This window comes from Mucilaginibacter daejeonensis, assembly GCF_020783335.1.
GTDB classification, from domain to species: Bacteria; Bacteroidota; Bacteroidia; order Sphingobacteriales; family Sphingobacteriaceae; genus Mucilaginibacter; species Mucilaginibacter daejeonensis.
Genome location: NZ_CP086068.1, coordinates 2,966,846 through 2,990,940, shown reverse-complemented (window position 1 = coordinate 2,990,940; position 24,095 = coordinate 2,966,846). Strand labels below are relative to the sequence as shown.

General features: G+C 49.4%; 19 protein-coding genes and 1 riboswitch. Of the genes, 9 read left to right on the top strand and 10 right to left on the bottom strand.

Going from position 1 to position 24,095, the window contains the following annotated elements; genetic code table 11:
* Nucleotides 1-84: 84 nt before the first annotated feature.
* Nucleotides 85-1,182, bottom strand: coding sequence for a signal peptidase I (lepB, locus tag LLH06_RS12625; protein WP_228169649.1), 1,098 nt, complete (start codon nt 1,180-1,182; stop codon nt 85-87).
* Nucleotides 1,183-1,413: 231 nt separating this feature from the next.
* On the opposite strand from lepB, the gene LLH06_RS12620 reads away from it, so the two are divergent.
* The 3 genes from LLH06_RS12620 to LLH06_RS12610 all read left to right on the top strand — a co-directional run bounded on the left by LLH06_RS12620 (nt 1,414) and on the right by LLH06_RS12610 (nt 4,203).
* Nucleotides 1,414-2,952 (top strand): alpha-N-arabinofuranosidase, encoded by a 1,539-nt coding sequence (locus tag LLH06_RS12620; protein WP_228169648.1) that lies wholly within the window; start codon nt 1,414-1,416, stop codon nt 2,950-2,952.
* 67 nt (nt 2,953-3,019) lie between these two features.
* Nucleotides 3,020-3,472, top strand: coding sequence for a GreA/GreB family elongation factor (locus tag LLH06_RS12615; protein ID WP_228169647.1), 453 nt, complete (start codon nt 3,020-3,022; stop codon nt 3,470-3,472).
* Between the two features lie 377 nt (nt 3,473-3,849).
* Nucleotides 3,850-4,203 carry a hypothetical protein gene (locus tag LLH06_RS12610; RefSeq protein WP_228169646.1) on the top strand — a complete coding sequence of 118 codons (354 nt, stop codon included), beginning with the start codon at nt 3,850-3,852 and terminating at the stop codon, nt 4,201-4,203.
* Between the two features lie 215 nt (nt 4,204-4,418).
* Here the strand turns inward: LLH06_RS12610 and LLH06_RS12605 are convergent, their stop codons facing one another.
* The 7 genes from LLH06_RS12605 to LLH06_RS12575 form a co-directional block, all read right to left on the bottom strand.
* Complete coding sequence (locus LLH06_RS12605) at nt 4,419-5,210, bottom strand: polysaccharide deacetylase family protein (RefSeq protein WP_228169645.1); 792 nt, start codon at nt 5,208-5,210, stop codon at nt 4,419-4,421.
* Nucleotides 5,191-6,144 (bottom strand): glycosyltransferase family 2 protein, encoded by a 954-nt coding sequence (locus LLH06_RS12600; protein WP_228169644.1) that lies wholly within the window; start codon nt 6,142-6,144, stop codon nt 5,191-5,193. Before LLH06_RS12600 ends, LLH06_RS12605 begins: the two co-directional genes overlap by 20 nt.
* Nucleotides 6,145-7,314 carry a glycosyltransferase family 87 protein gene (locus LLH06_RS12595; RefSeq protein ID WP_228169643.1) on the bottom strand — a complete coding sequence of 390 codons (1,170 nt, stop codon included), beginning with the start codon at nt 7,312-7,314 and terminating at the stop codon, nt 6,145-6,147.
* Between the two features lie 219 nt (nt 7,315-7,533).
* The gene (locus tag LLH06_RS12590; RefSeq protein WP_228169642.1) at nt 7,534-7,956 is read right to left on the bottom strand and encodes a DUF4348 domain-containing protein; all 423 of its coding nucleotides are present in this window, start codon (nt 7,954-7,956) and stop codon (nt 7,534-7,536) included.
* 228 nt (nt 7,957-8,184) lie between these two features.
* Nucleotides 8,185-9,399 (bottom strand): homoserine dehydrogenase, encoded by a 1,215-nt coding sequence (locus LLH06_RS12585; protein ID WP_228169641.1) that lies wholly within the window; start codon nt 9,397-9,399, stop codon nt 8,185-8,187.
* A gap of 7 nt (nt 9,400-9,406) precedes the next feature.
* Nucleotides 9,407-10,462, bottom strand: coding sequence for a homoserine O-acetyltransferase family protein (locus LLH06_RS12580; protein ID WP_228169640.1), 1,056 nt, complete (start codon nt 10,460-10,462; stop codon nt 9,407-9,409).
* An 82-nt stretch (nt 10,463-10,544) separates the two neighbouring features.
* Nucleotides 10,545-11,909, bottom strand: a complete 1,365-nt coding sequence (locus tag LLH06_RS12575) for an O-acetylhomoserine aminocarboxypropyltransferase/cysteine synthase family protein (protein WP_228169639.1) — start codon at nt 11,907-11,909, stop codon at nt 10,545-10,547.
* Between the two features lie 267 nt (nt 11,910-12,176).
* A riboswitch (SAM riboswitch) is annotated at nt 12,177-12,293 on the bottom strand.
* Nucleotides 12,294-12,602: 309 nt separating this feature from the next.
* Here LLH06_RS12575 and LLH06_RS12570 point away from each other — a divergent pair.
* From LLH06_RS12570 to LLH06_RS12560, 3 genes are read left to right on the top strand one after another with little or no spacing between them, the layout of a single operon-like run.
* Complete coding sequence (locus LLH06_RS12570; protein ID WP_228169638.1) at nt 12,603-13,982, top strand: redoxin family protein; 1,380 nt, start codon at nt 12,603-12,605, stop codon at nt 13,980-13,982.
* Between the two features lie 6 nt (nt 13,983-13,988).
* Nucleotides 13,989-15,122 (top strand): PQQ-dependent sugar dehydrogenase, encoded by a 1,134-nt coding sequence (locus tag LLH06_RS12565; protein ID WP_228169637.1) that lies wholly within the window; start codon nt 13,989-13,991, stop codon nt 15,120-15,122.
* 46 nt (nt 15,123-15,168) lie between these two features.
* A complete protein-coding gene (locus LLH06_RS12560; RefSeq protein ID WP_228169636.1) occupies nt 15,169-17,061 on the top strand; it encodes a RecQ family ATP-dependent DNA helicase in 1,893 nt (630 codons plus the stop codon).
* Between the two features lie 62 nt (nt 17,062-17,123).
* On the opposite strand, the gene LLH06_RS12555 is transcribed toward LLH06_RS12560, so the two are convergent.
* Nucleotides 17,124-17,582, bottom strand: coding sequence for a cold-shock protein (locus LLH06_RS12555; RefSeq protein WP_228169635.1), 459 nt, complete (start codon nt 17,580-17,582; stop codon nt 17,124-17,126).
* Between the two features lie 474 nt (nt 17,583-18,056).
* Complete coding sequence (locus LLH06_RS12550; protein ID WP_228169634.1) at nt 18,057-18,842, bottom strand: carboxylesterase family protein; 786 nt, start codon at nt 18,840-18,842, stop codon at nt 18,057-18,059.
* Nucleotides 18,843-18,985: 143 nt separating this feature from the next.
* On the opposite strand from LLH06_RS12550, the gene LLH06_RS12545 reads away from it, so the two are divergent.
* The 3 genes from LLH06_RS12545 (at nt 18,986) to mutS (ending at nt 24,074) form a co-directional block, all read left to right on the top strand.
* Nucleotides 18,986-19,363: a PH domain-containing protein gene (locus LLH06_RS12545; RefSeq protein ID WP_228169633.1), complete on the top strand. Its 378-nt coding sequence runs from the start codon at nt 18,986-18,988 to the stop codon at nt 19,361-19,363.
* A 257-nt stretch (nt 19,364-19,620) separates the two neighbouring features.
* Complete coding sequence (locus LLH06_RS12540; RefSeq protein ID WP_228169632.1) at nt 19,621-20,724, top strand: hypothetical protein; 1,104 nt, start codon at nt 19,621-19,623, stop codon at nt 20,722-20,724.
* A 740-nt stretch (nt 20,725-21,464) separates the two neighbouring features.
* Nucleotides 21,465-24,074, top strand: coding sequence for a DNA mismatch repair protein MutS (mutS, locus tag LLH06_RS12535; RefSeq protein ID WP_228169631.1), 2,610 nt, complete (start codon nt 21,465-21,467; stop codon nt 24,072-24,074).
* The last annotated feature ends 21 nt before the right edge of the window (nt 24,075-24,095 follow it).

Sequence of the window (24,095 nt, the reverse complement as noted above, 5' to 3'; positions counted from 1 at the left end):
CGCTGGTCGCTTTCATGGTCAACATTTCAAAAGAGCCAACGGTTTCAACACACCAAGTGCTTTACTCTACTTACTGTGAAAATGTTAGTGGATAGGTCTTAACATTCGGTTCCACCTGATCTTTTTCAGGGTGGTCTCAGTGCTATCAATGCTCAGCCAGGTCAGCATGGCCTTACCTACGATATGGTCTTCCGGTACAAAGCCCCATGAGCGCGAATCGGCCGAGTTGTGGCGGTTGTCGCCCATCATCCAGAAGTAATTCTGTTTAAAGGTATAATGGTCGGCTTTCTGGCCATTGATCAGGGTATGATCGCCGTTTCGGGTAATGGTCTGGTGCTCATAATTGTTGATGGCCGAACCGTAAAGGGTCAGCGTTGAATCATTAAGCGGAATGGTGTGACCTTGTTTAGGGATCATCAGCGGACCAAAATTGTCATTGTTCCATTTAAAACGAGGGTCGTGCGGGTAAACGGTCTCGTCATATTGTCCCTTTGGCTCAATGATCGGCTTTACCGAAACCACATTGGTGCAGGCCTTGAACGCAGCCAAGCCGTCAGGAGGGATGATCATCACGAATTGGTTATCGGCGATCTGTCCCAACAGCTCGATCTTCAAATCATGAATGAGTTGGGGGTTGATCTCGCGGCCATCAGTATTCACCATGTATGAGGTTTGTGCTTTTGGCGCGTTAGGTGCGGCCTTGCCGTTCACGAACACCTGCCCGTCAACGATCTTCAATACATCACCCGGTAGTGCCTGGCAGCGTTTGATGTAATGCGAGCGCATATCAACTGGTCTGTCAATTTCAGGCGGATAGTTGAACACCACTACATCCTGCCTTTTGATAGACGAAAAACCAGGTAACCGATAGTAGGGCAGTTTGATACCATCCCAATAAGTGCTTACGCTGCCATCAAATATCTTGGCTTCTAAAAACGGGATCGATATTGGCGTGATCGGCATGCGGGCGCCGTAATTCAGTTTGCTTACGAAAAGATGGTCGCCGGTTAGTAACGAGCCTTCCATAGAACCCGAGGGTATGGCAAAGGCCGAGAAGATCAGTCCGCGAACCACCGTGGACACCACCAGCGCGAAGACCGCTGCATCTACCCATTCACGCAGCTTGCTTTTTTTAGGCTTTTGACCATTGCTTTCGGTCGTCGAAAAAAGTTTCAGTTTCATAAGATCAGGAGTTGAAGGTTAGCAGTGAAAGATCACACCTGATCTTTAGAGTGAGCGGCCGATCTTTTGTTACAGCGAAATTCGTCTGACAGGAATATTTTTGATCAAATGACCAGCCCGGTAGATGCTAAGATGCTATAATGCTGCGCTAATATTGTTCAATTTATTTGGAGTTGATAGAGCGGAAAGTGTATAATTGTAAAACTGACAATTAAAACCAATTCCTGTACCTTGAAAAAGATATCCTTACTCCTTTTAGCGGGGCTGAGCCTGAACGCTTATGCTCAAAAAACCGCCAGCGTAACGCTGAGCAATGATACGAAGGACAGTATCAGCCGCCACATATATGGTCAATTTGCCGAGCATTTGGGTCACTGTATATACGGCGGCTTTTGGGTGGATAAAAGCCTGCCCGTGCCCAAGCAGAACCGCATCAGGCTTGACATCGTCGAGGCGCTTAAAAAGATCAAGATCCCTAACCTGCGCTGGCCGGGCGGCTGCTTCGCTGACGAATACCACTGGCGTGATGGTATCGGTCCAAGCCTGAAGCGCCCAAAAATGGTGAATACCAACTGGGGTGGGGTAGTGGAGGATAACAGCTTTGGTACCCACGAGTTCCTGGAGCTTTGCGGTCTGTTAGGTACTGAGCCCTATGTATCGGCCAATGTGGGTAGCGGTACCGTTTCGGAGATGTCCAAATGGGTGGAATACCTGAATTTTGATGGTGCAAGTCCGCTTACCCGTGAGCGCGCTGCCAACGGGCACACCAAGCCTTATAACGTAAAATTTTGGGGCGTAGGTAACGAGAGTTGGGGCTGTGGCGGTAACATGACGCCTGAATATTACGCTAATGAGTACAAACGCTACGCCACCTATGCACGTGATTATCCTACCGCAAAGCTGCGCCGCATAGCCAGTGGTGCCAATGCCAAGGATTACAACTGGACCGAGGTGCTGATGCGTGACGTAGGCCCGGGCCGCATGTGGGGATTATCTTTACACTATTATACCCTGCCCACCAACAACTGGAACAACAAAGGCCCAGCTACCGGCTTTGGCGAAAAGGAATATTTCAACACCATGAAGAACTGCCTCTTTATGGAAGAACTGGTGCAAAAGCATTCGGCCATTATGGACAAGTACGATCCTAAAAAGCGTGTGGCACTGGTGGTAGATGAATGGGGTATTTGGACCAACGTAGAGCCAGGCACTAACCCGGGCTTCCTGTACCAGCAGAACAGCTTGCGCGATGCACTGATCGCCGGCACTACGCTCAACATATTCAATAATCATTGTGATCGTGTACGTATGGCCGAATTGGCGCAGACCGTTAACGTACTCCAGGCTCTGATCCTGACCGATAAAGAAAAGATGCTGCTGACCCCGACCTATTACATCTTCGATATGTACAAGGTGCATCAGGATGCCAAATATTTGTCGTTCAAACTGAACACGCCCGACTACGAGATGGATGGCGAGAAGATACCGGCCGTCAACGTATCAGCCTCACGTGATAAGGCTGGCAAGGTACACGTGACCTTGGTGAATTTGGATGCCCGGAACAACATCGAGGTAAGTGCGGAATTAAAGGACATTGTCTGGAAGGCCGTAAGCGGACAAGTACTCACTTCGGCGAAGGTGGATGATATTAACACCTTTACCAAGCCTTACACTATCACACCAAAAGCCTTCAACGGCGCCAAGCGCGATGGTAATAAGTTGGTGGTGAACCTGCCAGCAAAGTCGGTAGTGGCGTTGGAATTGAACTAAATATCCGTTACTTTTACGGCTCAGCCCTGTATAGTTGATACTGTACGGGGCTTTTATTTGTATACCGATGTCTGAATTGAAAGAACAGCTGCACCAATTATGTGTAAAGTATGTGCAGCAACGAATGGAAGCCGCACAACACGCTATCAACGAAGCCCAGCAAGCATCTAACGATGATACCAAAAGCAGCGCAGGCGATAAATACGAGACCGGCCGCGAAATGGCCCAGCAAGAGACCAACCGCAATCTTACCCAACTCAATGAGGCCAACAAACTCATGGTAGCCCTCAACCAGCTGAGCACCTCAGGCCATTCCACCACTGCAGATGCAGGCAGCGTTGTGATCACCAACAACGGTAACTTTTACTTGAGCATCAGCGCAGGTTCATTAATGTTGAACAATGTTGGTTACTTCGCCATCTCACCGGCATCGCCCATTGGCGCCAAAATGCGTGGCTGCAAAGCAGGCGACAGTTTTAGTATGAATGGGAAGGAGTATGAGGTGAAGGAGGTTCTTTGACCGACCATGTCCCGACGCGTCATGGCGAGGAACGAAGTCATCTCTGCGAAGGCAGGTCGTTCAATGGTCGCCTGGTGTCGCTCATTGCCGCTAAGGCTACTATTTTTGTCTTGAGACCAAAGTAGCAAAAATTCAAGCCTCGCTGATCCCTGCCAAAGGACGAACCAGCTCCCTGACGAGCACCATGGCAGGTCACCGCTTCTTTTTAACAGCGGCGTCGCTGCGCAAATTCTATAATTAGCTTATTTTTGCTGGCATACGCGTGCCTGTGCTTATCAAAATGTAAATAATTGCCTTTTATGAGATTGTCGTTCCCGATATTTATTGTTGTATTATCATGCAAAGCATACGCATCATGTCATAATAATCCTAATACGATGCGCGACACGACTGACAATTGGCATGTTAAATATAATGATAAGCCTATTCGTAAATTTGGTATCGAATCTAAAGGAGGAATTATAGTCCTAAGATCGAACTTTGTAAAATCTTCCGATCAAGTAACGGTCAATTATTTTAGAGATGCTCCTTGTGGCACTTGTTTGACAGCTATTATTATTGAAGACGCTGCACATCGCAAGATACAAATAGCAGAAAGTAAGGGAACATTTACACCGATATCATTTCGACCTTATGCTTTGGTCAATGATAAGACCAAGGATTATAAGGTGTTCTTTTGTGAAACGGGACAAAAAGATAAAATATTACTTTTTGCTCTCAAATTCAAATGATTTAACTTGGTGATCTCTAGAAGCGTCTCCCCAATAAGCATGGTCTACTCACTTTACTTGTCATAACAGGGCACAGGTTGAAGTAAAAGCACAACCCGGTCCTCCGCAGCGATGGCTTCGTGCCTCGCCATGACGGGTTATAGGAAAACTAAAGCTGGGTCATAACGTGTGCATTTGCTGCGCTCGCAATGACATATGTTGTTGCCTTCGCTCCTTTAACTTTTGCCTGTTTTGAAGATCTTCTCTACATACTGATCCGTTCTACTGAACTCGTATCCTTTGCGTTTGCCCCAAGCGATGAAGTCGGTGAGGCGTTGGATGAAGGCGTTGCCGGTGTTGCGGACCACGTAACCGGGGAAACCGAAGCGTTCGGGTTGGTCAAGGTCGGTAAATTCCCATGGGTGAAAGTACAGGTTGAGGTAGCCATCTTTACGGTGGGTGGAAGCACTCAGCATTTTCAAGATTCCCATGGGCAAGTTATGAAAGCTCAGCCAGAAAAGGGGGAACCTGATCAGCGGTGATACCGACGACGGCAACTGTAACACGTTATGGTGATAGAACCACGTGCGCGGCTTACTGAAGTTGTTATAACGGCCGGGCAGCCAGGTAGGGTTAATGGACGAGTTGTATACATAGCCCGCCTTCTCAATCTCGCGCTCATCTACCGGCATCATGCGGGCCATGCGGTAACCTTTTACGGTCACGCCGCCGATCTCTTCCAGCTTTTGCTTGCTTTGCGCCAAATGCTCGGGCTTAAACTCAGAGTGGTAAAAACCGTGCGAGGCCAGTTCGTGCCCTTCGTTAATGATCTGCATCACCACTTCGGGGCGGTGCATGGCATAGTTGGCCGTGGTATAAAAGGTGGCCTTAACCCCGGCATCCTTTAGGATCCGGAGTATACTCAGCGTGCCTTGGGTAGATATGGAAAGCTGATCATCGAAGCTGATCGTTTTGCCATATTCAAAAGGCATGTCAAATTCTTCTATATCAAAGCTTAGTAAGATCATTGGTAACGCGTTGCAGGTTAGATGAACGGATGATGTAGTTAGGGCGTTGCTTGCTTTGCATGAACAATTTGCCCAGGTACATGCCTATGATGCCCAGCACCAGCAGTTGCATGCCACCAAAGAACACGACGGTGGCCAGCAATGATGCCCAGCCCGAAACGGCATGGCCTAAATAATAACTGTACAAAATGTACGGGATATACAGCAAGGCTACGGCCGAAAAGAACAGACCCAGACCAGTGGCCAGGTACAATGGCCTCACGCTGAACGCGGTGATACCCTGAACCGCAAAGCGGATCATCTTTTTCAGGTTGTACTTACTTTGGCCCGAAAAGCGCGCATCGCAAATGTAATGGATGCCGTATTGTTTAAAGCCCAGCCACTTGATCAGTCCGCGGATGAAGAGGCCATCTTCATGTAAGCTGGTGAGCACGTTGGCCACCTTGCGGTCGATGAGGCGGAAATCGGCCGTGCCTTTTTCCAGCTTGGTGTCTGACAGGGAGTTCAACACGCCGTAGAACAGGTCCGACGATCTGGTCTTTAAAAAGGTAGCTTCGTCCTGGTACTCGCGGCAGGTGTATACTACGTCGTAGCCCTCTTCCCATTTCTCCAGGAACTGCGGGATCATCTCGGGCGGGTGCTGCATGTCGCCATCCATGCTAATGATGGCGTCGCCATTGGCGGTATCGTAACCAGCTTTCAGTGCGTTCTGGTGACCAAAATTGCGCGACAATTCCAGGTAGTAAAGGTTATCGTCTATCCCTGATAACAACTTGAGCTGACCTAAAGTGTCATCCTTGCTGCCATCGTCAACAAAAATCACCTCATAATCGTAAGGTACTTTTTTAAGTACTTCTACCAGGCGGGTGGCCAGCACTTTGATATTGCCTTCCTCGTTGTATGAAGGCACCACAACAGATATCTTTCTTCTCATTTATTCAACAGCATGAACAGGTGGCCGGTAAAACTTACGAGTCAGTGTTTCATACACGATCTTAAGCCATATCAGCAGGCAGGGCAGGGCTTTTAACGCGTATGGTTTAATGTAGGCGCGGTTAATGGGTTGCGGGAACAGGTCCGAAGGCGACAAACTGGTGATCACCAGTGCGAACACCAGCAGCGCTATGTCAAAGCCGCTCACGGTAGGCCGTTCCAAGTTCATATACCAGGTCGCCACACCCACAAATGCGATTATATACGTAGGCGACTCTGACCCGGTGCTGAAAATGACCGTGAACAGCAGGGTTGAGGCCAGTATAAGCATTTGGTAAGGCAGCACCTTATAACTTTTGATATTGAGGTATTGCAGGCCGAACAGCGCCAGACCAGGTAACAGCACCAGCAAATTGCTCAATTGCGGATAATGGAATATGCGCCGGATCATACCCATCACGCTGATGTCTTGCATGTGCGAGGTAGTGTTCACGGCGTTCTTTTCGCTCAGGCTCACGTACCAATCGTAATAGCTTTGCATCACAAATGATGGGGCCGAGAACACCATGGGCAGCAACACCAGCACCACGCTCCAGAAAGCAAGTGATAGCAGGAAGCGCAGTTTGTTATCGGTGAAAAAAAAGAACGCCAGCCCCACCACGCCGTAAAGCTTGATGCAGGTGCCCGCCACGATGAGCGCTGCGGCCCAGAATTCGCGGCCGGAGCGGATGAACACAAAGCTGAGCACGATGATGGCCGTCATCATGGGGTTGAACTGCACGTTGTACGAAGCTGTCATGAGCTCATGTGCGCAGATCAGCAAAATGGCGTTACGTTGCCAGGTGGTGATCGGCAGCATGCTGATGGCCTTGTACAGCACCCAAGCATTCACCATTACCCAGGCTACGCAGCCCAACTGATCGGGCAGCAGGGTAAAAGGAGCGATCACCAGCCCGAACAGCGGACCATAATGATTGCTGTCGTCAAAGTAACGCGGCTGCGGCGCATAAAGGTTGATCTGGCGCACCAGGTCAACGAACGTGTATTTGTAAATGAGGTAGTTATTGTAATGATGATGCAGCACTTGCTTAAGCACCGCAAAAAAACTCAAACCGAACCACAGGATGGTAACGAACACTTGGTTAGTGAACAGCTTGAGGTATTTAGACATTAAATAGGGTCTGTCAATTATCCGTTACAAATATAGGAATATGTTTGAAAGGAAGCCCCACCCCAACTCTCCCCGGGAGGGAGGGAGTTTAAAATATGACACATGTAATTAAGCTAAGTCATGCTGATGGCTATCAGCATCCCATTTGCTTGGTCACCTTCACACCTATTGAGTCTGTCCGAAGAGATTCTAAGATGCATCAGCATGACAGGTCTATTATCAGGTTGAACGGTCTACTGTCCGTTCTAAGTACCATTTGTTTGCTCTGAGCATAAAATCGTACTCGACGTAAATGCCGGCGTCACCGATCTGTATCTTCACCACAACACGTCCCTTTGAAACTTGCTTCCGTGTAATGATCACATGCTTTATCTTGCTCAGATCAGCATACTTGTGATTCTTTTTTGCGGTGTACTTGGTAGTGTATCGACCGTTCTCATCGTCATAGATATTCTTCAACGGAAACGTTATTCGTGAGTATTGAAACGCCTTATCCTTATTAAATCGTTGGAAGAACTCATTGAACGATTCGACGGGAGTGACAGCTTGTCCAAGATCGGTCAACCCAAAATTGGATGCACGTAGACCACCTGCTACCAATATGATGAGTAAGGCCGTAGTGCAGTATATATTCTTGACCATTTAGATGGAATGTGAAATGATAGGTTATCGGTCGTCTAATATAAAGCTATCTCATTTATTCCATCCAAAGACGTCGACGGAAGTTAAGAACAAAAGGCCGTAAGTAAGAAGTTATATTAAAGCCCTCCCTCCCGGGGAGGGTTTGGGTGGGGCTGCAACAAAAAAAGGGTCCCGTTTCCGGAACCCTTTAAAGTACAATAGTAGCAGAATAATTCTGTCTATTATTGGTTAGTTGGCCGATGCTAAACTGACCCCCGTTAGCTGGTCGGCAAAGGCTATAAAAGCCTTACTGTCTGATATACGCTGTTTTTGTTCGATCAGTTTTTGCAGGTTGATCTTTCCGCAAACGAATTTAAAGTTGTCGGAGTAAAAGCGTTCGTGAATATGCTTAAAGCCCAGTGCTTCTACCAACGCCTCGTCATCATAACGCAGGTATATATTTAGTTCCACATCGTTGGTAAAGTTCAGTCCCTGTGCGTTACGGGCCTTTTTGTACTCGTAAGCATAATCATAACGCAGGGCCGCAATGTCGCTCAATACGGCCGAACCGGTAGGGTGGCCGCCAGCGCCTTTACCAAAAAAGAATTGCTGATCGGCAAAGGCCGCCTGCACGGTAACGCCGTTATATTCGTACTCCACGTTGTATAAAAATTCGGTATCGGTCACAAATTTGGGCAGCACAAATAAGGTCACATGCTCGTCGTCCAGCTCTTTCACCACCGGTACCAGCTTGATCTTCCAGCGTTTCTCGCGGGCGTACTGCAGGTCCTGTGGGGCAAGGGTCTGTATGCCAAAGTTAAATACCTCATCGGGGTTAACCACCACGCCATAGGCATGGGCAGCGGCGATCACCAATTTGTATTTGGCATCATATCCGCCCACGTCAGAGGTGGGGTCGGTCTCGGCAAAACCGAGGTCCTGGGCCTGCTTCAGGGCGGTGTCATAATCCAGCCCTTCGATAGAGCCTTTGCTTAGTATGTAGTTAGATGAACCGTTGAAGATACCGCTTACGGAGTGCAGTAACTCATTATCATAATACTCTTCCAAGTTACGGATGATCGGTATACTACCGCAAACCGAACCTTCGTACAGTAATGATACATTGTGTTCATGCTGCAGATCGATCAGCTCTTGCAGGTGCAAGGCCAGCATCTTTTTACTGGCCGATACCACGCTCTTGCCACTTTTCAGTGCGGTAGAAACGATCTGGAAGGCGGCCTCAGTATCATTGATCAGTTCCACCACGGTATTGATCTCAGGGTCGTTCAGGATCTCGTTGCGGTCGGTGGTGAACAGGTCGGCAGGCAGGCTGCGAGCTTTGTCGGGGTTCTTGATCGCGATCTTTTTGATCTCGATGTTCAGGTTCTTGGTCTTGATGATGTCATGCAAACCCTGACCCACCACGCCAAAGCCAAAAAGGCCTATAGTTAATTTTTTACTCATTGATATATTAAGCGATCTTTTGTAATTCGATGATCTTGCCCCGCACGTCGGTAGTGATGAAGGAGGCAATGATCTTGGTGAGCTTCTCGGTCTCGATCAGGAAGCCGTCATGCGCGTAAAAGGAATCGAACTCCGAATAGGCCGCATTAGGAATGTGCTGGAAAAGGTATTGTTGCTCCTCTACCGGGAACAAAATGTCAGACCTGATGCCGATCACCAGCGTTTGAGCCTTGATGCCGCTCAACGCTTTTTCTAAACCACCACGGCCACGGCCGGCATGGTGCGAATCCATAGCCTTGCTCAAATACCAGTAGCTGTAAGCGTTAAAGCGGTTCACCAGTTTTTGTCCCTGGTAGCTTTGATAGCTCGATGCGCGGTAGTCGTCGGTCTTACTGTCATCGTCCTCGTGCTGGGTAATGTTGTAGGCCTTGTAGCCACGGTATGATAGCAGGGCCATGCTTCGCGCCGCCTTTAATCCAGCGCTGCCACCTTCGGGCGTGCCGTTGTTAAAGGTAGCATCGGCCTGTAAGGCCAACCGTTGCGACTCATTGAACGCAATGCCCCATGGTGAGTGCCTGGCGTTAGTGGCGATCAGTATCAGTTGTTTGATACGATCGGGCTGGGTGATGCTCCACTCCAGTGCCTGCTGCCCACCTAATGAGCCACCTATCAATACATCGATGCGGTCGATACCCAAGGCATCGGCCAGTAGCTGATGAGCCTTCACCATGTCACGTACGGTAACGGTAGGGAAGTTCAGGTAATAAGGTTGCCCGGTGGATGGGTCGATACTTAACGGGTTGGTGGTGCCATAAGGTGAACTCAGCACGTTGGCACAAATAATGAAATGCTCATCCGGGTTAAAAAAGTAACCTTCGCCAATGAGGCCTTTCCACCAATCCAACACGTCAGAGTTGGCAGTGAGGGCATGGCATACCCACACCACATTATCTTTCGCCGCATTTAAGCGGCCATAGGTATGATAGCCTATCTCCAAACAGGGTAAGTCGTCACCGCTTTCCAATTCGAACCGGCTATCGTGCCTGTAAACTTTTGTACTCATTTTTTGGGTTAAAAAGCGTCCCCGGGTTAGCGGGGAGCGCTCTTTCTCAGTTAAAACTATTTAAACACTATAAAAGGAACCTCTATCTTTCAACAGAGATGTGATCCGCGATCTGTTGCACGGCCTCAAGGCCGGGGTGTTGTTGCTGTACCTGATCAAAGGCCTGTTGCAGGTCGGCTTTGATGTCGTCGATATGCTCGATGCCTACCGCCAGGCGCAGCAGGGCAGGGGTAACACCTGCCGCCAATTGCTCGGCATCGTTCAGTTGCTGGTGTGTAGTGGCGGATGGCTGAATGATCAGCGTTTTGGCATCGCCCACGTTGGCCAAATGGCTCACCAGTTGCAGGCTGTCAATAAATTTGGTGGCGTTCTCTTTATTGCCTTTCAACTCAAAGCTCAACACCGCGCCAAAGCCATTCTTTAGGTACTTTTTGGCAAGGGTATGATATGGCGAAGAGGTCAGTCCCGGGTAATTGACACGGGCCACCTGCGGATGTTGCTCGAGCCAGGTAGCCAGCTCCAAGGCATTGTCAACATGCCGCTGTACCCGTAATGATAAGGTCTCGAGGCCTTGAATGAGCAGGAATGAATTGAATGGCGATTGTGAGGCGCCGAGGTCACGCAATCCTTCTACGCGTGCCCTGATAATGAACTGGATATTACCGAACGGCCCGCCAATGCCGAACACATCATTGAACACCAATCCGTGATAGCCTTCGGCAGGCTCAGTGAATTGCGGGAACTTGCCGTTGCCCCAATTGTAATTGCCGCCATCAACGATCACGCCGCCAATGCTTGTGCCGTGGCCGCCTATCCATTTGGTGGCGCTTTCCACCACCACGTGAGCTCCATGCTCCAACGGGCGGAACAGGTAACCACCTGCGCCAAAGGTATTATCCACGATGAGTGGCAGGTCATGCTTGCGGGCCAAGGCAGCGATCTGGTCGAAATCCGGCACGTTGAACCCTGGGTTGCCGATGGTCTCCAGGTAAATGGCCTTGGTTTTGGCATCGATCAGTGGCTCAAAGCTCTCCGGGCGATCATCCTTGGCAAAACGGGCCTCGATACCAAAGCGTTTGAACGCTACTTTGAACTGATTGTAAGTGCCGCCATACAGGAACGGGGAGGTCACGAAGTTGTCGCCCGCCTGCAGGATATTATTCAGTGCCAGGAACTGTGCCGCCTGACCCGATGAGGTGGCCAAAGCTGCTACACCACCCTCCAACGCCGCGATGCGTTTTTCGAACACATCGGTCGTGGGGTTCATGATACGTGAGTAGATGTTACCGAACTCCTTTAGTGCGAAAAGGTTGGCGCCGTGCTCGGCGTTCTTGAACACGTATGAGGTGGTTTGATATAACGGTACCGCGCGTGAACCGGTGGTAGGGTCGGCTTCCTGGCCGGCATGTAATTGTAAGGTCTCGAATTTTAAAGGTGCTGCTGACATGATATGTCCTGATGTTAAAAGTTAAACTTGGTGTTGCTGTTGCTATAAGCGGAGGTAGGCGTGCGGAAAGGGTATAGCATTGTCCTTAAGCGCAAGGGCACGTAGCGTTATTGCCGATAAAAAACGAGCAGTGGGTAGCTAACGTGCTGATGCCTTTAACAGCAACACATGCAAATTTGACCTTGCAGCAGGCAGGTCATGAACGTACCCGTTTGGGTAGTTGAAAATTTTGCAGTGGTAGTAAAGCTAACTTGTATCATGGCTATTAACTTATATTCCCCGGCAGTAATATCCTGATCGGGACAGGAATTGGCACCTTCTCCGCCTATCGGAGGGTTGCCAGCGGGTCAGGGAGCCTGATCTCTCGCCGCTTCTTTATAAATCAAAACCTTTCGAGGGGTATTTGATCAATGGTGTTTGATACACCTGTGGTGCAAATGTAATAGGTAAAAGCACAAAAAAGCAAGGGAAATCTGAAGTTTTTTGAATTGAGGGAAAGTAGGAGAGTAATAGCACAATGATGTGCTCGGTAGTACATTGCATATAATGGTCAAAAAGCGTTAACTTGCTATCAAATTAAACCACCAAACCATGAACCTATCACGTTTAGCCTGCTTTTTGTTGGCTACAACTTTGTTTTGCGCCTGTAAGCAAAAAAATAAAAATAGGCACCGAACAGTAATTACAGGTACGGTGGCCAACCGTGACCATGATACCAGCATAACCGCATTCACCCTTACCGTGGCCGACCTTGGCGGCAATCCCACTACCTACACAGGCCACATCCAGATCGATGGCACGTTCAAAATAGCATTTGAACAGTTCATTGCACAGGATATTACGCTGACCCCCATCGTGAAAAAAATGATCACCCACCCAGGCGATAGCATTCATATAGACCTTGACCTGAAAGAAATGGGTAACGCCAAATTCAGTGGCGATGCCGAAAAACTGAATGCCGATCTGTTCCACTACGCTAATGAGTATTACAGCACCTCCAATACCGATATGGATACCATTAAGGTGCGAGATGGCGATCTTCCAGCATTAGGCAGTTATTGCCTTAACATGCGTACAGCACTACAGAACAATAGAGAAGAATTTATAGAAAAGTTTGACCCTGATGAAGAATTGCTTGCCTGGACAAAGAACTTTATCAACGCTCAGTATTACTACAAATATGCATGGTATACAGTGGTCGCGAAAACCTATCGACCTGGAGTATCACCGTTAGAGAAACTTGAAAATTTATCAGGTTTTGAGCAGGATATAAAAGACCTCTTCAACCAGAAATTGCTTTGTGCCGATGCCTATAACGTGTTGCCCTTTTTGGCTCCTGCTATGGATAAAAAGCTTATTAAAGGACTATCGCCCGAACAAAGAAAACAACTATATCTCGTTAAGATCAAAAAAGAAGTGAAGAATGAGGAACTGCGCGAATTGCTCATTGGACTAACTTTTTACTATGATCTAGTTGAAAATGACGCTGATGAGTTCGATAGACGCCGCAAGACGTTCGATCAAAACATCAAAACGCCGTTCATAAAACAGCCGCTCTTGCGCTTTTATGAAACGGTGAAATACAACACCCCAACGCCCGAAGAGCTATCCAACAGCATCAAAGAACAGATCAAAAATACGCCTGCGCAAGGCATTTTAGATTCGATAAAAACGGAACACTCTGGAAAAGTGATCTATATTGATGTATGGGCCACCTGGTGCGGCCCATGCAAAGCACAGATGTTCGCATCTGAAAAACTGGCTCAAAAGTATAAAGGCAAGAAGGTTGACTTCGTTTACCTGTGCATAGGTTCAAAACACGGTGCGTGGTTGTCTACTTTGCAGCAGATGAAGCTTAGCGGTTCGCAATATTTTTGCAATGATGAACAAAGTGAGAGCTTTATGCGTGGCTTAGGGATCAAAGGCATTCCTTATCACTTGCTGATCAATGATAAAGGTCAGGTAGTTGAAATGGGTAATTATCTTGGACCGGAAGATGCTGTCACTATGCGTAAGATCGACAAACTTTTAAAAAAGGGCCGATTGCACGTGATGCAACAAATAGCTTCGTAATTGGTTATGACCATAACCAATCCATTGACCATTATGATGCCTAAAGTATTGACGATCGCACTGCTTAGTAGTGCGCTGCTACTGAGCACCTGCAGCAAGAACTCGTCTGACAACGGCAGCCAAGCCGGCAACGCCGACCTCGACGCCAAAGTACTGACCGACCGGCTCACCTTCCCATGGGAGATACTTTGGGGACCCGATAACATGCTATGGATGACCGAACGCGGCGGCAAGATCAGCCGGGTTGACCCATCCAACGGACAGGTGAGTCCTTTAGTCACGGTTCCTGATGTAAAGGCCCAAGGCGAGGGCGGCCTATTGGGCATGGTGCTGCACCCCGACTTCGGCTCCACTCCGCAAGTATTTGTGGCGTACAATTATGATAAGAACGGTACCTACACCGAAAAGATCGTCCGTTATACCTACAGCGGCGGTACATTGAATAGCCCGGTGGTATTGCTCGATAACATCCCGGCGGCCAATAATCATAATGGCTGCCGCCTGGCCATATCGCCCGACCGTAAACTCTTCATCACCACCGGCGATGCCACCTCGGCCTCACAAGCACAGAACGCGGGCAGTCTGTCGGGCAAGATCCTTCGCTTGAACCTCGATGGTAGCATACCATCAGATAACCCGACCTCCGGCAACCCGATTTGGACCTTAGGACACCGCAACCCACAAGGATTGGTTTTCGCTAACGACCGTTTATACAGCTCAGAACATGGCAATACCACTGATGACGAGGTGAACATTATTCAAAAAGGTCGCAACTACGGCTGGCCTAACGTGGAGGGTTATTGCAGCACCGGCAACGAACCGGCTTTTTGCAGCACCAACAACGTAGCCGAACCGATCCAGGCCTGGTCGCCCACCATCGCACCTTCGGGCATCGACTATTACAACAATGACGCTATCCCGCAGTGGAAGAACTCCCTGTTGCTGGCCGTGCTCAAGGACAGCCAGCTGTTGCAATTAAAGCTCTCAGCATCAAGTGATAAGGTCGAGACCGTCAACCCCTTTTACAAAGGCACCTACGGCCGTATGCGCGATGTGGCTATAAGCCCCGACGGCAAGGTTTACATCATCACCAGCAACGGCGGAGCTACGGATAAGATCGTGGTGGTGAGTAAGAAGTAGGGTGAAACGATTTACCGCAATATCTCCTTATACTTGCCGCTGATACATGACCATTGAGCAGATCTTAAAATATTACTGGCAGCATAACGCGTTCAGGCCTTTGCAAAAGGACATCATCGAGGCCGTGATGCAGGGACAGGATACATTGGCGCTGCTGCCTACGGGCGGTGGTAAGTCGGTGTGCTACCAGGTGCCTGCTATGGCCATGGATGGGATCTGCATCGTGGTATCGCCGCTGATCGCGCTCATGAAGGATCAGGTCGATAACCTGCAAAGCAAGGGCATCGAGGCGGTGGCCATCGTGTCGGGAATGGGAAAGCGGGAGGTGGACATCGCGCTGGATAATTGTATTTACGGGCCGGTCAAGTTCCTGTACCTATCACCCGAGCGGTTGTTGAGCGATCTGGTGCGCGAGCGCATCAAGTACATGAAGGTGAACCTGATCGCGGTGGACGAAGCACATTGTATCTCTCAGTGGGGATATGATTTTCGTCCGCCGTACCTGCACGTGGCCGATCTGCGTCAGCTGCACCCCAAAGTGCCGGTACTGGCCCTTACGGCCACCGCCACGGCCAACGTGCGCGATGATATTCAAGATAAGCTGCAGTTCAGGGCCCGGCATGTGATCCAGCAAAGTTTCGAGCGCAAGAATTTGAGCTACCGTGTGCAGCACGAGGAGAATAAACTCCGCCGCATGCTGGAGGTTGCCCGCAGTGTGAATGGAAGCGGTATCGTGTACGTGCGCAACCGCAAGGAGACCACCGAGCTGGCCAAGTTCTTTAACGACCATGGCATTGCGGCCGATCATTACCACGCCGGCCTGAGCGGCGATCGGCGCAGCGCCAAGCAAGAGCAGTGGAAGAGTAATCACATTCGTATCATTGTGGCTACCAATGCGTTCGGCATGGGTATCGATAAACCTGATGTGAGGTTCGTTATCCATAAAGACCTGCCCGAGAGTTTGGAGGCCTACTACCAGGAGGCGGGCCGCGCCGGGCGCGACGGGCAAAAGGCCTACGCCATTTTACTCTACAACCAAAGCGACCGGCAAAAGCAGGAGTACCGTTTCGAGGTGAGCTTCCCATCGGTGGATGAGATCAAGCAGGTATATCATTACCTGGCCAATTACTACCAGTTGGCCTATGGGGCGGGCGAGGGCCTCAGTTTCGACCTTGACCTGGCCGACCTTTGCAGCCGCTTCAAGCTCGATGTACTGAAAACGCTCAATGCCCTCAAGTTCCTGGAGCACGGCGAATATTTGAACTTTAACGAGAGTGTGTTCCTGCCTTCAAGATTCAGGTTCGAGGTGGAGCATGAGGAACTATACAATTTCCAGATACAGAACCCAGCATGGGACCCCTTCATCAAGACCATGCTGCGCTCATACGGCGGTGCGTTCGAGCACTATACCCGCATCCGCGAGTTCGACCTGGCCAGGCGTACCAACCTCAGCGTACAACAGGTGACCGAAGCCTTACAGCAATTGAATGATCTGGGTGTGCTGAGCTACTTACCGCAGACCGATAAGCCACAAGTGACCTACCTCAAGCCACGGCACACGGCGGCCAACCTTTGGATCGATAGGCAGTACCTGGACACGCGGCGTTTGGTGTATCAAAAAAAGATGGAGGCCATACTGGCTTACAGCGAGACCGATCGCTGCCGCAGCCAGCAATTGCTGGCCTACTTTAACGAGCCCGATGCCGAAAAGTGCGGCGTTTGCGATGTGTGCTTACGCGAAAAAAGGCGCAATGACGCGCCTTTATTGCATGACCGGATCCGCGATGAGATACTGCAGTTACTCAGTACCTCACCGTTGGATCTGGAACAACTGATCAGTGGCATTGCTCATGGCAAACAACCCGACCGGCTTACTGTATTGAGGCAGTTATTGGATGCCGGGCGGATCAAGACCACCGGTAATAAATATTATCTGTAATACTTGATGTAGAAGGTATAGGAGAGGCGTACCCTTTGATCACAAAAGGGTACTTGCAGCCGTTATTTGGCTACTTTTTTTACCCTAACGGCGTTCATGCCTTTTGCACCCTTCTCGATCTCGAATGTTACACGGTCTCTTTCGCCAACCTGCTCGGTCAGGCCATTAACGTGAACAAAAAAGTTCTCCTGGGTCTGCATGTCCTTGATAAATCCGTAACCTTTCGAATCATTGAAAAAGGTCACTGTACCGGTCCTGATCAGGTCGGCTGGATCGATCTCTGCCTTGGTCGGAGTACTGATCATAATGCTGTCAGTTGATACCGCACGGCGTTGTGTAGGGTCTGGTGGAGTGTCAGTGATGTTACCGTTATGGTCCACATAAGCGAACATCTCCTCAAACGATTTGCCCTTGTCCGAATTTGCTTTACGGTCTTCGGCACGTTCGCGTTTTTCTTGTTGCTTTTTAGCGCGTTTTTTCTCTTTTTCTTTTTTACTAAATGTTTCTGATGATCTTCCCATTAACTATATTTTGTTTTTCTAATGCTGTTCTATTCATCACTGCTGGTCAGCCAGGCACCGGTTATCCCAAAACCCTGATCCTTCAGCTTTGAGCCATCGCAAATGACGGGTCAAATGCTGATGATGGCCGCGTTCCACTCATGGTCGTTAAGCCAGTTGATGCTCTCAATAACTTTCGCAGAATGTGATGACAAGGCTCGTCGTGTTGCAACGATCCAGTAACCTTTGAGCGATCTTTTTAAAAAGGTACCGGGTCAGTGAGACAAGAATGAGTGAAGTGCTGTATTAAACGACGACGGTCCGAATAATGATGCAAGTTAGCAAAAATATTTGAAATATTAAAGTGTTGGCAACAATATGATGGATCAGTATGTGGAGAGATAGGGGTTTAAGAGCCTCTTGGTCAATCTATTAAAGTGGTCATTCGGCGCGCTTTAGCTCATGCGTCTTGACCTTTGATCGACAATGCCCTTGTCACCGCTTACGCCGTTGCGCAAATAGCCATTCAAATAACTCAGGCTCGCGATAGGCATTGAGCCAGCTGTTATGTTTAACGCCTGGGTACTCGGTATATCTTGGTCGTCCGCCTGCCTGGCGCAGGGCGGCGATCAACATGCGCGTGTACTTCACATCGTTCACATCATCCTGGTCACCATGAAAGGCCCACAAAGGAATATGGCTGATCTTACCGGCCATCGAGGTGTCGGCTACTGAACAAATAGGCGCAGCGGCGGCGAACATTTCAGGGCGACGGGTGAGCAGATCGAACACCCCTTCGCCACCCATCGAATAGCCCGTCACGTACACCCGCCGCATATCGATCATGCCCGATCGGAGGAATGAGTCGGTAAGCGCGATCAGTGCATCCATGCTGGGTGTTGGAACGTCGGTAGCGTGTAGGCTCTTAGGGAAGTTAGGGAATTTGACCCATACGTCGGTCTTTTTGCATTGCGGCGCAAGGATGAAGCATGGATATTGGGATCGGCCTGATGAGTCGGTCAGTGCAGCAGGTACGCCCACCAGCTGCGCCTCATTATCGGTACCCCGCGTGCCGGCACCATGCAAAAAGATCACTAATGGGTACTTCTTTTTAGGGTTATACTGTTGTGGGTAGGCGAGGCGATAGAGTAGCGTGTCCTTTGCGCTGATCATCACCTTTTTTTCAAATACCGCTTTTTGTGCCACAGCTGTATGGAGTGTAGCGGTTAAAAGTGCGAGGGAGATCAGGAAGTATTTGGCCATGGGCTTAAAGATATACATAATATCGTTCGGGAGGACTTATGCCACTGGCTTTGTGGTGGATCCTTGGACGGCTTAGTGTTCAGTATTATTATGCGCGAAGATATTGGCGCAGTACTTAGAATAATATAACTTAGACGCTTATATCAACACGAACCACTATTATGAGTATCTTCTCTAAACTATTGGGCAACGCCGGCATTGCCGACCCTGCCGAGATCACCAAAGACTATGGTAACCTTTTTGCGGAGGGCGAGACCATCGAGATCGGTTTTAAACTGATCCGCGACGTATTTATCTTCACCAACAAACGCTTGATCCTGGTAGATAAGCAGGGTATCACCGGCAGCAAGGTCGAATACCTGTCGGTAGCCTACAAAAGCATCACCCGTTTCAGCGTGGAGACCGCCGGCCACTTCGAACTGGATGCCGAACTCAAGATCTGGATATCGAGCGAGACCGTGCCCAGCATTCGCAAAAAGTTCAACAAACAAGTGAACGTTTACGATCTGCAAAGGATCTTGGCGCAGCACGTACTGTAACATCTCCAGTATCATATTAAAGCGCTCCATGACCTTCACGGAGCGCTTTTTTGTTTTGTAACTTGGCACTTAACAGTTGTTTAAGCGACACTTTTCCGGCGTTCATCTATTCTTACTTATAATTTAGTATCCGTTCGCTAACTTTAAGGTTCGAAAGCTGTTCCAACAATTATCAACAGTTCGTAAAAAACGGCAGCGGTAACATCTTAAGATAACCGCCTTACGTATAGCACATCAAGGTACCATACACACCATACATGAACATTATAGACCGTTACGTAAAAAGCATCAGTTGGGTAGGATTAGTGATCGTGACCGCCATGGCTTTCACCTCATGTAAAAAGGACAACAATACCACGCCGTCGACACCGGCGCCCACTCCGTTGGCTACTTTGGGGCTTTATCAGTATACCGATGGCACTAATAAACGCATCTTTATCCCGATCACTAAACTGGGCGACCAAACGGTGAGCTACTTCGGTATATTTGATACCGGCTCGTCGGGCATGACGATCGATGCGAACGGCATACTGCCGGCCAGCATGATCACTGCCAACGGCATCACCGTGCCCACCGACTCGGTAGTGGTGAACGGCATCACGGTGACCAATAAAACAGCGGTGATGAGTTATGGCGATGCCACCAGCAGCACCAAAGAATACGGCAACCTGGCGTACGCCACCGTTACCATGGGCAACTCGACCGGTAGCCTGACCACCAAGCGGATCGCGTTCTTTTTATACTACAAGGTAGTAGATGGTAACGGTAAACAGTTCGCCGCCCACTCGGCCGATGTTTTTGGTGTTGGCCCGAGCACTGGTTACACTTATGCCCAGATCCAAAGTCCGCTCAATGGACTGACCATGCCTTCGGGCGTGACCAGCGGCTTCAAACTGGCCAAGCTGAACACCACCAGCTTTACCACTAATGGTGCATTTGTATCAGGTCTGCTTACGGTGGGCTTATTGCAGAATGACCTGAACTCCGCAGGATTTGTGATGCACCCGCTTACCCGTTATACGATAGGCGGTTACTCGCCCAACATACCGGCTACCATCACTTATAACAATACCAGCACGACCGGCAATATCTTGTTCGATACCGGTACGCCATCGGTCCACGTGATCGAGAATCCCAAAGAGACCAATGCCTTAGGTAAACTACCGGCAGGCTCTACCGTAAAGATCACCACCAACCAGGGCTTCACGTACACCTACACCACCACCAGTGCCGGTAATTTGACCCAGATCCAAAACCCCAACATCACCGGTGACTACCGCACCATCATGAGCCTAAATTTCTTTACCGATAATGAGTTCTTGACGGATTATACAAACCATAAGATCGGGTTGAAGAACTGATCACTTTGTTGCCGCTTCTGGATCACGGAGGCCCTTTTATTTTTTTTGTCTTGAATAAAAGTAGCAAAAGCTTAAGTCGGGCGTCTTAATTCCCCTCTTGAGAGGGGCAGGGGTGTGTTTCTTGAAGCGAAAAGTTGACCATACGAACCGAATATTGTTAACAACGGCGTAGTCCTGACTTGGCTTTGTTAGTTCTTTTGTAGCTATAGGAATATCAACGAATGAGCACCAGCGATCTGGTATTGCTTGTGTGGCTTGCTACCTTTCTGATGAGATGCCGAGATACCTCGGCGTGACGGGTCGGTTAGTTACTTGTCCTCCGCAGAGATGGCTTCGTGCCTCGCCATGACGGGGGAGATAACATGGTGAGCGGAGCTACTTCGTGTACTGAGATCTGTTACATCGCTGTAACAAAATTCCCCAACTTTCCCCACTTTTGATCATTGCGAAACTCGTAAAAACTCAACTTTTTCCAGAAAAAGCATACAAAAAGCGAAATGTAACACCATATGTAACGCTGTAACATCCAAATGTAACACCGGCATGGTGTGCTCAGCTGTCGCATTGCGCCCACTAAGGTTAGCAAGCGGCGCTCCATTACGAATATCGTAATGGTCAGGTAGGCGAAACGAAGGCCGGCTATGGGCCACTCTCCACAACGCTTACTAAATTTTCCACACCGGCCTGTACATCTATTGCAAAGCAGTATTTTTACCTTTTATTTAAGAAACGGAGAACGCTTGGGCAAGACCGCAACCAAAGAAACGCCGCTGATGCAGCAGTACAACCAGATAAAGGCCAAATATCCGGGCGCTTTATTACTGTTCAGGGTGGGCGATTTTTACGAGACCTTTGGCGAAGATGCCGTAAAGGCCGCCGGTATATTGGGTATCGTACTCACCAAAAGGGCCAATGGTGCTGCCACGCACATCGAGTTGGCCGGTTTCCCGCATCATTCCCTCGAGACCTACCTGCCTAAACTGGTGCGTGCCGGTCAGCGGGTGGCCATTTGTGATCAGCTGGAAGATCCCAAAATGACCAAGACCATCGTTAAACGTGGCGTTACCGAACTGGTGACCCCTGGCGTGGCCGTTAGCGATAATATCCTCCAGCAAAAAAGTAATAACTATCTGGCCTCGCTGTACCTCGAAAAGAACAGTATCGGCGTGGCCTTTATCGATATCTCCACGGGGGAATTCCTCACCGCTCAGGGCAATGCCGATCATATTGACAAGCTGTTGCAGGCCTTTAGCCCGAGTGAGGTCATTTACCCTAAAAGCTGCCGTAAGGATATACACGAACGTTTTGGCGACCGCTATTACACTTATGCTTTGGATGAGTGGCCGTACAGCGGCGATTACGCCTACGAGACGCTGACCAAGCACTTTGGTGTTAAGTCGCTCAAAGGATTTGGTATCGAGAAGCTAAACCTTGGCATCACCGCAGCAGGGGTGGCCATCCACTACCTGAACGAGACCGAGCACCGCAACCTCCAGCATATCAGCGCTATCAGTCGTATAGAGGAGGACCGCTACCTGTGGCTCGACCGCTTCAGCGTACGTAATCTGGAGCTGATCGGCTCATCTAATGAGAACGCGCTTACACTTGTAGACGTGCTGGACCATACTTGCTCGCCTATGGGTGCCCGTTTGCTCAGGCGCTGGATCGTAATGCCGTTGAAGGGGTTAAAGCCCATCAATGATCGCCTGAACGTGGTTGAGCACCTGATCGAGCATGAAGACCTGCGCAATGAGATGCAGGCCTGCATACGCCAGGTGGGCGATCTGGAGCGATTGATCAGCAAGATCGGTTTGCAAAAGGCCAACCCGCGCGAGGTATGCCAGCTGCGCAAGGCCTTGGTAGCTATCGCCAGCATCCGCAACTTCTGTTCGGCATCAGGCAACGAAGCTTTACTGGCCATAGGGAATCAGTTGAATCCTTGCGACCATATTTGCGATAAGATAGGGCAGGAGCTTAACCCCGAGCCGCCCGTCCAATTGGTAAAAGGCGGCGTGATGGCCGATGGTATACACGAGGAACTTGACCGCCTGCGCAAGATCGCTTTCGGGGGAAAAGGTTACTTACTGGAGATACAAAAGCGCGAGGCCGAACAGACAGGCATACCGTCACTCAAAGTGGCCTTTAACAACGTTTTTGGTTATTACCTGGAAGTTACTCATGCTCACCGGGATAAGGTGCCTACCGATTGGATACGCAAGCAAACGCTGGTGAACGCCGAGCGATACATCACCCCTGAACTTAAAGAATACGAAGAGCAGATATTAGGCGCTGAGGAAAAGATCCTGGCGCTGGAGACCCAGCTATATAACGACCTGCTATACTCACTGGCCGAATACATTAAACCGATACAGCTCAATGCGCAATTGGTGGCCCGTTTGGATGTGCTGCTGAACTTTGCCACGATAGCCATCAAGAACTACTATGTCAAGCCACAGATGAACGATGGCCTGGTCATAGACATCAAGGGTGGCCGTCACCCGGTGATCGAGAAGAACCTGCCGGTGGGAGAGGAGTACATCACCAACGACGTGCACCTAGACCCCGAAAGCCAGCAAGTGATCATCATCACCGGTCCCAACATGGCGGGTAAATCGGCCTTGTTAAGACAGACTGGACTGATCGTGCTCATGGCACAGATGGGCTGCTTCGTACCAGCCAAACACGCGCAGATCGGTTTGGTAGATAAGATATTCACACGTGTGGGCGCGTCAGACAATCTCTCATCAGGAGAGTCGACCTTTATGGTGGAGATGAACGAGACGGCTAGCATCTTGAACAATCTAAGCAACCGAAGCCTGATCCTACTGGACGAGATCGGCCGCGGTACCAGTACGTATGATGGTATATCTATCGCCTGGGCTATCGCGGAGTTCCTGCACAACCATCAATCATCGCGCGCTAAAACACTTTTTGCTACACACTACCACGAGTTGAACGAGCTGACCAACATGTTCCCGCGGGTCAAGAACTTCAACGTGACGGTGAAAGAGATCGGTAACCAGATCATCTTTTTACGCAAGCTGGTGCCAGGTGGAAGCGAGCATAGCTTTGGTATACACGTAGCTAAACTGGCCGGTATGCCACCAAAGGTGCTGGCGCGCGCCAACGAGATATTGAAGAAGCTGGAAGCCGAACGGACGGGTGGGGAGGATATCAAGGAGAGTATCAAAAAGGTTCAAAAGCAGGCTATGCAGCTGCAAATGTTCTCGATAGATGATCCAGTATTAGTGAAGATAAGGGATATGCTGAATAACCTTGATGTGAATACGCTGACCCCGGTGGAAGCGTTAATGAAGCTGGACGAGATACAGCGCCTGATCAAGAGCTGATCAAAAGATGTAAAAGAATCT